9 protein-coding genes are annotated in these 14,880 nt (G+C 31.1%); 1 reads left to right on the forward strand and 8 read right to left on the reverse strand.

The features are described 5' to 3' along the window. Positions 1-96: 96 nt before the first annotated feature. Complete coding sequence (locus tag FMG_RS04795; RefSeq protein ID WP_041250600.1) at positions 97-3,027, forward strand: transglycosylase domain-containing protein; 2,931 nt, start codon at positions 97-99, stop codon at positions 3,025-3,027. Positions 3,028-3,066: 39 nt separating this feature from the next. Here the strand turns inward: FMG_RS04795 and FMG_RS04800 are convergent, their stop codons facing one another. From FMG_RS04800 to FMG_RS04835, 8 genes are all read right to left on the reverse strand, one after another. Beyond that, positions 3,067-4,344 carry a sensor histidine kinase gene (locus FMG_RS04800; protein ID WP_012290698.1) on the reverse strand — a complete coding sequence of 426 codons (1,278 nt, stop codon included), beginning with the start codon at positions 4,342-4,344 and terminating at the stop codon, positions 3,067-3,069. Continuing rightward, positions 4,344-5,033 (reverse strand): response regulator transcription factor, encoded by a 690-nt coding sequence (locus FMG_RS04805; RefSeq protein WP_002837897.1) that lies wholly within the window; start codon positions 5,031-5,033, stop codon positions 4,344-4,346. The genes FMG_RS04800 and FMG_RS04805 overlap by 1 nt, the downstream gene beginning before the upstream one ends. A gap of 61 nt (positions 5,034-5,094) precedes the next feature. Then, positions 5,095-7,914, reverse strand: a complete 2,820-nt coding sequence (gene uvrA, locus FMG_RS04810; RefSeq protein WP_012290699.1) for an excinuclease ABC subunit UvrA — start codon at positions 7,912-7,914, stop codon at positions 5,095-5,097. Positions 7,915-7,923: 9 nt separating this feature from the next. Next, entirely contained in the window at positions 7,924-9,894 is a 1,971-nt protein-coding gene (gene uvrB / locus FMG_RS04815) for an excinuclease ABC subunit UvrB (RefSeq protein WP_002840490.1), read from the reverse strand. A 150-nt stretch (positions 9,895-10,044) separates the two neighbouring features. Then, a complete protein-coding gene (locus FMG_RS04820) occupies positions 10,045-11,295 on the reverse strand; it encodes a dicarboxylate/amino acid:cation symporter (RefSeq protein WP_002837972.1) in 1,251 nt (416 codons plus the stop codon). Positions 11,296-11,709: 414 nt separating this feature from the next. Next, a complete protein-coding gene (locus FMG_RS04825) occupies positions 11,710-13,269 on the reverse strand; it encodes a cell wall-binding repeat-containing protein (RefSeq protein WP_012290700.1) in 1,560 nt (519 codons plus the stop codon). A 19-nt stretch (positions 13,270-13,288) separates the two neighbouring features. Then, positions 13,289-14,041, reverse strand: a complete 753-nt coding sequence (locus FMG_RS04830; protein WP_012290701.1) for a peptidylprolyl isomerase — start codon at positions 14,039-14,041, stop codon at positions 13,289-13,291. Then, on the reverse strand, positions 14,022-14,879 hold the full coding sequence (locus FMG_RS04835) for a CvfB family protein (RefSeq protein ID WP_012290702.1): 858 nt from the start codon (positions 14,877-14,879) through the stop codon (positions 14,022-14,024). Before FMG_RS04835 ends, FMG_RS04830 begins: the two co-directional genes overlap by 20 nt. Between the last annotated feature and the right edge of the window lies 1 nt (position 14,880).

The raw sequence follows: 14,880 nt of genomic DNA on the forward strand, positions 1-14,880 counted from the left end.
CTTCACTTAAGTAAAATGTGCATTGTAAATCTTGGAATATATGTTGAATCAACACTTTGTGGTATAATAGTTTATATACATTTTATGGAGGAATTTATGAATAAAGATAAAAATATAATATTGAAATCCATAAAAATTTTAATATTATGTTTGATTTGTATATTTGCATTTGTTGGTGGACTAATCGGAGTGGCCGGAGTACGCGCCATGCAGTTAGCTCCTAAAGTTAACCCCGAAGAAATTAATAATATGATGAATCAAACATCAGAAATTTTGGATCAGGATGGAAATTTAATCGAAAAAATCAAGACCACTGAATACAGAGAGGTTGTTAAATTAGATAAAATACCAAAATATATGATGGATGCTTTCACCTCTGTAGAAGATGAAAGATTTTACAAACACAATGGTGTAGATCCTATTGGTATTACATCGGCTATTTTTGATAATTTAAGATCAGGTTCTATGAAACGTGGAGCGAGTACTTTAGCACAACAATTGGCTCGTAATTTGTACTTAACTAATGAAAAATCATTTGATAGAAAATTCAAAGAAGCTTACTTGGCAATGGAATTGACAAACTATTTAGGCAGAGAAAAACTTTTGGAAACGTATATGAATACTGTTTTCTTGGGCCAAAATGCTTATGGAGTTCAAGCAGCTTCTGAAATTTATTTCAAGAAAAACATAAATGAACTAACTTTATCAGAATGTGCTACTCTAGCAGGAATCGTAAAGAGTCCTACTAATCTAGCGCTATACAAGGCTATTGAACCAGGTCAAGTAAAAGACCAATCAAAAATTGTCGGTGAAGTTACATTAAGCGGTGAGACTTACAAAGCTGTTTACAACCAACAAACTATCGACAGAAGAGATTACGTTCTTAAAAAAATGTTAGAAAATAAGAAAATAACTAAGGAAGAATACGAAACAGCTCTTCAAGAAAATATAGTAGCGAATATTAAACCAGGTATAAAAAACGTGGATAACTTATCTAATTACTATTCAGATATTATCTACGAACAAGTCATTGCAAAACTAATAGAAAAAGGATACTCACAACAAGAAGCTAAAAGCAAACTTATAAATGGTGGTTTAAAGATATATTCATGCGTTGACATGAATATGCAAAGTAATTTGGAAAAATTGTATGACAAAAAAGTCGATGATATTATATCCGATGGCTCATCAGCAAATTTGTTAAAATGGTCAAGTGATGACGGAAGAAATATTACGAATGCATTAGATGAAGTAATTTATTTTAGAAAGGAAAATATAATTAACGACAATGATGAATTCTTTATTTCTCCAAAACAATACACTAAAAACCCAGATGGGTCTATAACATTTAATTATTCAAAATCAATAAAAGTAAAACAATATGGAAATTACTTAGATTTGAAAGATTATTATTCAGTAAATGACAGCAATAATTTAGTAACACATAAAATATCTTCGATTAATATTGGTAAGAAAAATCTTAACACAGATGGTGAAGGTAATATAACAATTTCAAGTCAATATATCAAAGATAATCCAAATTTAATAAAATATGATAACAATGATAATTTGATTTTTGCTAAAGATTTCTACACAATAAATGAAGTTGGAATCAAACAACCACAATCATCAAGTGTTGTCATTGATAAATCGACTGGCCAAATCAAAGCATTAGTTGGCGGAAGATATTCAGATAACAAAGATACTACTAACAGAGCCTCAGATATTCCTAGACAAGTTGGTTCTAGTATGAAACCTTTGGGAGTGTACACTCCTGCATTGGACAATGGATACTCTCCTGCATCAGGCCTAGATGATTTACCACATTATAATGAGAAACACGAATTGTGGCCAAAAAACTGGTACGAAGGTTACGAAGGTTTAGTTTCACTTAGACACGCAGTTGAAAACTCGATCAACGTTACTGCCGTAAAAGTTTTGGAAGATATCGGAATTGAAAAATCGAAAACTTATTTAGAAAAATTCGGATTGATTAACGCAAAAAATCCTAAAGCTGATAACTATATAAGTGCAGCTGAAAATACTTCAGAAAACGATGAAAACACATCAGCAATGGCACTCGGCTCATTAACTAAAGGATTTACACCTGTTGAAATGGCGGGAGCATATAATGCAATTAATAACAGTGGACAATACAGAGAGCCTATTTCATTTACAAAAGTTACTGATAGTTTAGGAAAAGTTATAATAGATAATCCTCAAAAACAAAATGAAGTTGTAAGTCCTCAAATCGCATATATAATGAGAGATATTCTTAGAACTTCTACAGATTACAACTACTCAAAATACGCAAGGTTAGACGGATTCGATATCGGTGGAAAAACTGGTACGACAACCGACTATCAAGACGTATGGTTCGTTGGAATGAGTCCTTACTACACAATAAGTACTTGGTTAGGTTTTGATAATCAGCAATTGAAGATGACTCAAATCAGCCAGAAAAAAGTTGTACAAATTTGGAGCGCAGTCAACAAATATACTTTAGAAGATAAAATTCCGATTAAGTTTGATGAGCCTGATGGAATTGTACGAGTTAAAGTTGATACTTTGGCAAATAAATTACCAAGCAAATATAGTTGGAGAGATCCTCGTGGAATTGTAAAAGAAGAAATTTACAAAGCAGGCACAGAACCTACTGAAGTTTCTGATTTATATGAATCTAAACGAATTGATGTTGTGGATGGAAAATTGGCAACTGACAATACTCCTCCTTGGGAATTAGGATGGGGAGTTTTCATAAAAAGAGATCCTCCATACAAACCATCAGAACACAATAATATCATTCCTAAAGACTGGAAATACAGCATGCCTGGTTATTCAGATAGAACAATCTTCAATATTTTAAAACCTGAGGATAAAGAAGACGAAGACAAGGATGACAAGGATAAAGACGGCAAAGACAAAGACGAAAAAGACAACAAAGACAACGATAAGGACAATAAAAGAAACAATAGAGAACGAGATCGTAAACGTGATCGTGATTCGTCAAATGATAAAAGAAATTAAAAAAAGGTTAATTTTGGATTTTTCCAAAATTAACCTTTTTTATTTGTTCATTTTTTTCTTTCTAGTAACTTTAAAATTAATCTCATATATAAATCTATCTTCGTCAATTGATATTTTACTTGTCCCTCCGAGCAATTCTATCAAATTCTTCGCAATATACAATCCGAGTCCACTACCTTCAGAATGGCGTGACCTTTCCCCTCTTACGAATTGTCCCATCAATTCTTCTGCACTAACTTCAATCTTATTTTTACAAACATTGGAAAATTTAAGGATAATATTATCATTTACTACATCGCATTCACCGTAAACATTCGTGTTATGTTTTGAATATTTCACTATGTTACTAAAAATATTTTCAATTACACGAGACAGCTTGGCACCATCTGTCATCATCAAAACTGTTTTTCTTTTATCATTATAATCGAATTCAAGACCTATCTTATTAAAATCAGAGTCAAATTGACCATAAACTTGTAATACTAATTCATTAAGCTCCACAACTTCCATCTCAAGATCAATATTTCCTGTTCCTGTTTTGGAAGCGTATATTAAATCAATTACCATAGTTTTTAATCTTTTTGCGTTATATTCTAGAATTTCTATATATCTTTTCTTTTCTGATTCGTCAGTTTCGTGGTTAAGCAAATCAACATAATTAATAATAGACGTTAACGGTGTTTTTATATCATGTGAAATATTTGTTATAAGTTCAGTTTTCATTTTTTCTGAATTGATTTTATCTTGCATCGTATTGATAACTGAATCATGCAAATGGTTAATCAAATATACTGAATCCTTGTATATTTCATCGTCAATAAACACATCAATATCTTTTCCAGAATACATAGCTTCTACTTTTTTATTGAGCAATATTTTTCCCAGATTATTAATCAAAATAGAAATGTAAATTTTGGCTAAAATTGCTCCAATGAATATAATCCCAAATAAATTTCTATTTGAAACCATAATTGTTGTCATTGTGTACATTAGAAATAGCAACGTTAATAATGATTCAACGTAAATATTGTAGTATTTTCCCTTGAAATTACTCAAAAATTGATATATCAAAAAAGCATTCTTTTTTTTCTTATAAATAGTTCTTACAACTTTAATTAAAGAATAAAATAAACCTACAAACGCATAAATCAGCGTTATGAGAACTGAAAAATTATCTACATTAATTATATTTTCAATGAAAAATGCTACAGTGAATATAAGAATAAAACCAAAACTAAAATATAGTAGTAGATCTACCAATTGTTTTTCTACGTAACCATCGATAGATCTAAAACTTTTTTTAATCCACTTTATCATTAAATGTCCTCTATTTTATATCCCATTCCATACACAGATTTAATCAAATCTGGTCTTCTAGGATTGATTTCAACTTTTTCTCTCAGTCTAGAAATGTGGACTGAAACTATTTTTTTTACATCATAAGGTGGAGCTTCCCATACATTTTCATATATTTCTTCTGATGTGAATACTATTCCTTTGTTTTTCAATAATAGCAAAATAATTCCGTATTCATAAGGAGTTAGCTTTATTTCTTCTCCATCAATCAATACTTCTTTTTTGTCATCATTTATTGTCAATCTTCCAGCTGAAAATATATTTCCATTTAATGATTTATCTTTGCTAAGTTCTAACCTTCTCAAACAAGATTTGATTCTAGCCAATAATTCCACAGCATCAAAAGGTTTTGTAATATAATCATCAGCACCCAAATTCAATCCCATAACCTTATCATTCAGTTCGCTTTTTGCAGACAAAATTATGATTGGCGCGTTCGAAACTTCTCGAATTTTTTGTGTTAGTTCTAATCCGTCCATTCCTTCCATCATTATGTCCACCAAAAATAAATCGATTTTATTCTTTTCCATTAATTCTAATGCATCAAAACCATTATAAGCTTTCAGTACATTGTAATTATCAGTTTTTAAATATATTTCTATGGCTTTTACTATGTCTTTTTCGTCATCGACAACCATAATATTGTACATAAAAATCACCTTCTTAACTTTTATTATACACTAAAAATAAGAAGGTGATTATTACAAAAATTTAACGATTCAATTTTGGAGCCAAATATTGTCCTGTATAAGAATTTTTCTTGTTAATTAGTTTTTCTGGAGTTCCTTGGAAGATTACCTCTCCTCCACCATTTCCTCCTTCAGGCCCCAAATCAATAATATAATCCGCAACCTTAATAACATCTAGATTGTGTTCAATAACAATAACAGTGTTTCCTTGATCAACAAGTCTTTGTAATACTTCAATTAATTTATCTATATCTGCAGAGTGAAGGCCAGTAGTTGGTTCGTCCAAAATATACACAGTTTTTCCTGTGCTTTTTTTAGATAATTCACTAGCAAGTTTTACTCTTTGTGCTTCTCCACCAGATAATTCTGTTGAAGATTGTCCCAATTTGATATAGCCCAAACCAACATCTTGTAAAGTTTGTAATTTGTTTTTAATCGGTGGGAAATTTCTGAAAAATTCTAACGCTTCATCAATTGTCATATCCAATACATCAGCAATATTTTTGCCTTTGTATTTTACTTGTAAAGTTTCTCTATTGTATCTTTTTCCCTTACAAACATCGCATGGAACATAAACATCTGGTAAAAAATGCATTTCCACCTTTATAGTTCCATCACCTTTACATGCTTCACATCTTCCACCTTTCACATTAAATGAGAATCTTCCTTTTTGATATCCTCTCATATTCGCTTCAGGTGTTGATGCAAACAAATCTCTTATTAAGTCAAATACTTTTGTATAAGTTGCTGGATTACTTCGTGGAGTTCTACCAATTGGAGATTGATCGATTTGAACTACCTTATCCAAATTCTCAATCCCAGTCGCTGATTTAAACTTACCATTTTTCATCTTTGCATTATTCAAATCTCTAGCTAATTTTTTGTAGACAATTTCATTTACCAAAGATGATTTTCCAGATCCAGAAACTCCGGTAACACAGTTAAAACATGAAAGTGCAAATTTTGCATTTATGTTTTTTAGGTTATTTTCTTTGCAACCTTTAAATTCTAAATATCCGTTTGGCTTTCGTCTTTGTTTAGGAACAGGAATTGCCAATTCGCCCGACAAATACTTCCCTGTAATGGATCTTTTTTCTTTTATTATGTCATCTATAGTTCCACAAGCTACGACTTCTCCTCCGTGAACCCCTGCTCCAGGTCCAATGTCTACTAAATAATCGCATTCTTTCATTGTATCTTCGTCGTGTTCAACCACAACTAAAGTATTTCCGATATCAGTCAAATTTCTAAGTGCTTTAATCAATTTATCATTGTCTCTTTGGTGAAGTCCTATTGAAGGTTCATCTAATACATACACAACTCCGACCAATGCAGATCCAATTTGCGTTGCCAATCTTATTCTCTGAGATTCCCCACCTGATAAAGTAGACGCAGATCTATCCAAAGTCAAATAATCAAGCCCTACATCATTCAAAAATTGAAGTCTGCTGATAATTTCCTTCAATATTTCATCACCGATAAATTTCTTGGATTCTTCTAATTCTAAGTCCTTGAACCATTGAAGAGAATCTTTTACTGGCATTTGGCAAATTTCATAAATATTTTTCTCATTAATTCTAACTGATAAATACTCATCTTTTAATCTAGCACCATGACAATAATCGCATTCAACATCTGTCATGTACTCACCTATTTTTTGATGCATAGAATCTGTTGTACTTCTGTTATATCTTTCTTCTAAATTTTTCAAAACTCCTTCAAATTTTCCGTTGAATTTTTTTCTTCCAGAAAAATGACTATCAAAAATAAATGAAAGATTTTTCTTTGATCCATGTAAAATCTCATTAATCATTTTCTTAGGTGCTTCTTTAATTGGTTTATCCAATGGAAAATCATAAGAATCAGCAATTGCTTTTATAATTTCATAATAATATCCGCCTGGTTTTGAAGATTGATAAGGATCAATTGCCCCTTGTGAAATCGACAACTCCATATTAGGAATAACCAAATCTTCATCAACTTTTTTATGAAAACCAAGTCCGTTACAATGTGGACACATTCCGAAAGGATTGTTAAAAGAGAAATCTCTTGGCTCTAATTCTTCATAAGAAATGTGACCATCTGGACAACTCATCGATGTGCTGTAAGAAATTACTTCTTTTCCTATAACATCAACTTTTACATTGTTTTCAGATAATCTAAGGGCAGTTTCTATAGAATCTGTAAGTCTCGAATCAATTCCGTCTTTAATTATAATTCTGTCGACAATTACATCAATATCGTGTTTCTTGTTTTTATCTAGTTCGATATCTTCTGCTAATTCAACTTGCTCACCATCTACAATTGCTCTAATAAATCCATCTTTTCTCAAATTTTGTAGAAGTTTCTTGAATTCTCCCTTTTTGCCTTTTACAACAGGACTTAAAATCTGAATTCTGGAACGTTCTTCTAATTCTTTCACACTATCTACAATTTGATCTACTGTCTGGCTGACAATCTGTTTTCCACAAACTGGACAGTAAGCAGTTCCTACTCTTGCAAAAAGTAGTCTAAAATAATCGTATATTTCCGTAACAGTTCCTACTGTTGAACGTGGGTTGTTGTTAGTCGTTTTTTGATCTATCGAAATTGAAGGAGACAATCCTTCAATGTATTCTACATCCGGCTTGTCCATTTGACCTAAAAATTGGCGTGCGTAAGAACTCAAAGATTCCACGTATCTTCGCTGTCCTTCTGCATATATTGTATCAAATGCTAAAGATGATTTACCTGATCCACTTAAACCTGTGAAGACTACCATTTTATTTCTAGGAATGGTTAGGTCCACGTTTTTAAGGTTATTCTCCTTAGCACCTTTTATAATAATTTTATCTTTACTCATTTTGCTCCTTTAGTAAGTGTTTTTCAAATTCCTTATTTGATCTCTAAGTGTAGCAGCTCTTTCGAAATCCAATTCTTCCGCAGCTTTTAGCATTTCTGTGTTCAAATTTTCGATAATAACTTCGATCTCGTCCTTTGAAAATTCTGTAACTTTATTAGCATCGTAATTTTCATTTTCTTCTGCCACAAAAGTATTTTGAATTCTTTTTCTAACAGATTTATTTATAGTAGTTGGAGTAATATTGTGCTCTTTGTTGTATTCTTCTTGTATTTCTCTACGTCTATTAGTTTCTGTTATAGCTACATCCATTGATCTTGTAATAGTATCACCGTACATTATAACGTGACCATTTGAATTTCTAGCAGCTCTACCTATTGTTTGTATAAGAGAAGTCTCTGAACGCAAGAACCCTTCTTTATCGGCATCCAAAATCGCAATCAACGAAACCTCTGGTAAATCCAATCCTTCTCTCAAAAGGTTGATTCCTACAAGTACATCGTATTTTCCTTCTCGCAAATCTCTTATGATTTCCATTCTTTCAATCGTATCAATATCTGAATGCAAATAAGTTACTTTAATATCCAAATCTTCAAGATATCTTGTCAAATCTTCGCTCATTTTTTTAGTAAGAGTAGTAATCAAAACGCGTTCGCCTTTTTCAATTGTCTTATTGATTTCACTAACCAAATCATCAATTTGCCCTTTTGTTGGACGAACTTCAATTTTTGGATCTAATAATCCTGTAGGTCTAATAACTTGCTCAACAACTTCATTAGTTTTTGCTTTTTCATACTTTCCTGGAGTTGCTGAAACATAAATTACCTGATTCATCATTGATTCAAATTCACTAAATTTCAAAGGACGATTGTCAAGTGCAGAAGGCAATCTAAAACCATAATCAACCAAGCTCGTTTTTCTCGACCTGTCTCCCTCATACATACCACCTATTTGTGGAACAGTAACATGCGATTCATCAATCATAGTTACAAAATCTTTTGGAAAATAGTCGATAAGAGTATATGGTCTACTTCCAGGTTTTCTCTGAGACATGTGTCTTGAATAATTCTCTATTCCAGTACAAAATCCCATTTCTTTTAGCATTTCTATATCGTATCTTGTTCTTTGCTCTAATCTTTGAGCCTCTAACAATTTATTGTGATCTTTAAAGTATTTTAATCTATCTTCTAATTCTTCTTCTATGGTTACAATAGCTTTTTCAACTTTTTTCTGAGTTGTTGCATAGTGACTCGCTGGATAAATTGCAACGTGATTTCTTTCTCCGACAATTTCTCCAGTTAATGCATCAATTTCAGTAATTCTATCTATTTCGTCACCGAAAAATTCTATTCTAACACTTTTTTCACCACTTGATGCCGGGAAAATATCCAAGCTATCTCCCCTTACTCTGAAAGTTCCTCTAGTAAAGTTAATATCATTTCTAACGTATTGAATATCGATTAATTTTTTCATAACTTCAGTTCTATCTTTTTCCATGCCAGGACGCAAAGATATAACCAAATTTTCGTAATCAATTGGGTCTCCCAAACCATAAATACATGAAACAGAAGATACGATAATAACATCTCTTCTCTCAAACAAACTCATGGTTGCACTGTGGCGAAGTTTATCTAATTCTTCATTAATACTTGAATCTTTCTCGATATAAGTATCCGATTGAACAACGTATGCTTCTGGTTGGTAGTAGTCATAATACGAAACGAAAAATTCAACCGCATTTTCTGGGAAAAATTCCCTAAACTCACTAGCTAACTGATATGCTAAAGTTTTATTGTGAGCTATAACCAGAGTTGGTCTTTGAACTTTTTGAATAATATTTGCCATCGTAAAAGTTTTACCAGAACCAGTAACACCTTTTAAAATTTGATGATTTTTTCCATTTTCCAAACCATTTGCAAGTTTATCAATCGCTTGTGGTTGATCACCTGTAGGCTTGAATTTTGAATGTAATTTAAATTCCATAACTCACCCCTTGAACATATGTTTTACTTTAACATTATATATCATTCGCATTTTTAATTCAATAAATAATAATTCGTGTTCATTGTCGAAATATCTAAAAAAATTTCTTAAACAAAAACTAGGCTCACAGAGCCTAGCCAAATATTTTTATTATAAATCTTCTTCATTTATTACTTTTTCATTAAAACCATCTTTATACTCATCATTCTTTACAATATGTCTGTTGAATATTTTATCGATAGCTACAGAGATTGCAGTATCCCCAGAAATATTCGCAGCAGTTCCAAATGAATCTTGTGTCAAATAAAGTGTCATCAACAATGATGCAAGTTCACCTTCAGATGGAATTCCAACTACTGGCAAGAATGGCAATGCACTCATAATTGCTCCACCTGGAGCTCCTGGAGCAGCAACCATTGCTATTCCAAGAATTGCCATATATCTTAACATTAGTAAGTAAGAATGATTCATTCCATACATTGTTAATATTGTAAAAGTACAAGCAGTAATTGTAATCATTGAACCTGGCATATGAACAGTAGCTCCCAATGGAATTACAAAATCTCTAATACTTTTGCTTACTGAATTTTGTTTAGCACATTCCAAGTTAACTGGAATTGTCGCAACAGATGATTGAGTTCCTATTGCTGTCAAATATCCTTTGACTTGATTTTTGATAAGTTTTACAGGATTTCTCTTCGTGTAAGTCCCACTTATTATAAATAATACTGCTACATATATTAAGTGAAGTGCTATTACACACAAGAATATCTTCCAGAAAATCGAAAGAACTGCAAATACAGATCCAGTAAATGCCATTTTTGAGAAATTACCAAATATAAAGAAAGGTAATAATGGTACAATTGCAGTTGACAATACTTTTGTGATTATTTCATTAAATTCTCCTACTAAATTGTAGCAATATTCTCCTTTGCCATGTTTTCTTAACCATGAAATTGCAATTCCCATCATAAATGCAAAAATAATTGATGAAGTTACATCAAAAAATGGTTTGATTGGAATTTCAAAAAATGGATCCATGCCTATCTTAGTTGACGCTTGAATCTTAGAAACTTGGTCCGGACTTATAAATGCTGGGAATATATTTGAACTCATAACATATGATAATGACCCACCAATAAGAGTAGATGCATAAGCAATTACAACAGTTACTAATAATAATTGTCCAGCTCCCTCTCCAAGATCAGCAATTCCCTTTGTTACAAAAGCGATAATCATAAGTGGAATAACGAAGTTTAAAAATGCGCCGAACATTGATGAGAATGTTACAGCAGTCTTCACGAACCATTGAGGCATATACAAACCAGCTAAAGTACCTAATCCTATCGCGATTAATAATTTGGGTATTAATCCTAGTTTTTTCTTTTCAGTTTTACTCATTTTCTTTAAATCACTCCTTATTTTATGTTGTTTTATATGTAAAATACATATTGCATTTTTTAACCCAAATTATTTTACAATACAATTTAAAAAAGAGCAAGTAATTCAATATTATTTTAACAGCTTTGTTTATATTTTGTTATATTCTTGGCGTTATTTTATTTTAATAACGTATATAAAATCATTAATATCATAATATTTTATCAAGCTGTGTAATTTCCAACTATTTTTAGTGTAAAAAAAAAGACTCATACTGACCCCAATCTTACAATAATCTATAAATATTGTGTTAGGGTCATATTATGAATCTCATAAATTTTTTATTAAATTTCAAAAATCAAATATTTTTTTTAATTTATATTTCGATTTCTTGTAAATATTATAACATCACATAATTTTAGATAAAATCTGATATCAAATTCCGAATATTTGAACTGCGTAATATCTGTCATAAGTTTGATCAGAATCTTCGTAATATGCTTTTGTAACGAATACTTTTATTTTAACTCTTGTGAACACTTCTCTCAACATATTTTCATTGTGTCCTGGAGAATTCTTCCATGCTTCCATTGCTCCACTTGCAGTATATGGTCCGTTATAGATATTTTCTCCGTTAATGTTTGAAATATCTGTTACCAAACCGCCTTTTGGTCTAACATGTTCAAACAAATGAACAATTTCTGTAGCCCTTGTCTTTGCAATTGGAGTTAATGAATTATCTTGTTTCAATTCTTTAAGTCCATGTTCTTTACGATATTGATTCAAAAGTGTTAGTATTTCATCTGCCATTTTATCATCATAATGACCGCGTACCATCAAAATAGTATCATCACTAATTTGGACTGGAAATTCTTTCTCATTTTCTAATCCTGGTAATGGCTTTCTACGAATAACTTTTTTGCCTGGATATTTCGGATCAGTTGTTACAGTATCTTCTGATTTGTTATTCATTATCAAGTCTTTAACTTTTTCTGATACTGTATTCTTTCCACCAACGATAAACATTTTTTCAAATGAATTGCTACCAATATATGATTTTACATCACTTGTTATTGAAGATTTTGAAACCAAAAGTATTGGCGCTTTGAATTTTTGTGAAAGTGGGGCTGCTACTAATGCATCTACGAACACCTCTCCGCTAGCAAATATTGCTTTAGTTGGAGCTGTGAAACTTGCATTTGCAACTCTTACTGAAGTCATGTATCTATTTGTGCCAAAAATTCTTTGTGGCTTGACATTAGTGATTGATCTGATTTCTTGTAAAACTTTGTCAGATACAGTGTTTTGTCCACCAACCACAAATATTTTCCCGATATTTTTATTTTGGAAAGATTGTAAATAATCTTTAGTATGATTCGAAATCTTGTTTTTTGATACTAATAATATTGGTGCATCGTATTTTTGTGCCAATGATGTAGCATTAATAGCATCTGCAAATACTTCACCACTAGCAACAACTAAGTTTTGTTTTTCTGATTTATTACTAGAGAATTTTTCTGAAACAATTTTAGCATTAACCGCATATCTATCGTATCCATCGTATCTTACAACTTTGATTTTTAAATCATTTTCAATATGATTTTGAACATCTTTACTTACAGATTTTTCTCCACCTATTATAATAACTTCATCCAAATTCTTTGATTTTAAAAGTTTTTCAGTGGATGCATCTAATTTGTCAGAATAAGTGTATAATATTGGGATTTCTCCTTGACTCATAACAGTAGAACTGATATTGTCCGGAAATTTAATTGCTGATACAAGCACGACTTTTTTAGAATTTTGGTAATAATCTTCCATTACTTTATTTGCAACGACAAATCTATCTCGTCCTTCAATTCTAGTCATAGCTGATTGAACTTTTACTGGACTTTCTTTATCATTTTGTTCCTTTGCAAATACAGCAGTACTTGTACTAAATGCCATACTAAATGTTAAACATAAAGCTACTATCTTCTTCTTAAGATTATTCATTTAACTTCTCCATTTATTATTAATAAAATTTTTCGATTTTGTATTCTTTTTGCAATCTGTCAGTAGCATCAATATATGCTTGTTGTTGTTTTAATTGTAATAATGTTTGTTTAACTTCATTCTTAGCTTCTTCAAAAGATTTTACTTTTCCTTCAGTTTTATCTTTTATATTGATAATATGATAACCGAATTGTGTCTTCACAGGTCCTACGATATCCCCGATTTCATTTTCAATCAAAGCATTTTCAAATTCCTTAACCATTTGACCTTGTTGGAATGTTCCCAAATCTCCACCTTGTTCTTTTGATGGACATGTAGAGTATTCTTTTGCTAATTGTGCAAAATCACCATCGTTATCAATTTTTTCTTTGATTTCTTTAGCCAAATCTTCTGATTCAACTAAAATATGAGAAGCTGTGAATGTTGGTTGAACTTTGAAGTTATCTTTGTGGTTTTCATAATATTCTTTCAATTCGTCATCTGATACTCTAACAGAATTGATTATGTTTGCCATAGCAAAATCCTTCAACAATTCTTCGGATTGTTTTTTAACTTCTTTTACATATATTTCATCTTTATCTAAGCCAGTTTTTTTAGCGTCAAAGAATAAAAGTTTTCTATTGATTAATTCATCAGTTAATCTTTTTCTTCCTTCTTCGTTATTGAATTGTGCTCCTCTATAACCTAAAGCTTGAATAAAATTATCAACTTCTGATTGCTTAATTTCTTCACCATTTACTACTGCTAATATTTTATCTTTGTTGTCTTCCATTATTACCTCTTCCTTTACTAGTTAATTTTATTCCGTCTTTATAAAATTGTATCATATTTTCTTTTAATAGTCTTCCTACAGCTCTTTTGAAACTCGACTTTGACATATTAAATACCGATTTGATTTTATTTGCATCTGTTTTATCGTTAAAATTTATAAAACCATCAGAATTTTTTAGCTCTTCCATTATTGCATCAGCATCTGATGAGATATGTTTGTATGCAGGTTCAAAAAATGACAAATCCAATTTACCATCAGATTTTACATCCGTAACTCTACATTTGACCTCTTCTCCTAAGTCCACAACGCCAGTTAGTTCGCTTGAAGGAATAAGCCCTTCGTATTTATTGTCTACAGCAACAAAAGCTCCTAGACCGTCAACTATGTTGTATATAACACCTTCTACCCAGTCGTTCTTTACATATCCACTATCGTTTTTCAATAAATTTTTGATTCGCATAGTAAGTGCCAATCTATTTGATTTGTCTATATACAAATACACCAAATATTTTTGACCTTTTACTAATTTTGAAGTTTGTTCCTTAAAAGGCAACAAAATATCCTTATCCAACCCGCAATCCAAGAATGCGCCTATTCTAGTAATATCTTTAACTTCAAGTCTTGCCATCTTGCCAAGTTCAATCTTAGATAGCTTTTTAGTAGCCAAAAGTTTTTTATTGTCGTTGTAAATAAAAACATCTACAACATCTCCAACTTTTTCTCCAGAAAGTTCGTCTACATTCATTCTAACAAAATTATTTTCGTTGTCTTTTTTCAACAAAACTTCGGTGTTTATTTTATCAATTTTTAAATTTTCTCTTTGTCCTAATTTATACATT

It is taken from the genome of Finegoldia magna ATCC 29328, assembly GCF_000010185.1.
In the GTDB taxonomy this organism is placed as follows: Bacteria; Bacillota; Clostridia; order Tissierellales; family Peptoniphilaceae; genus Finegoldia; species Finegoldia magna_H.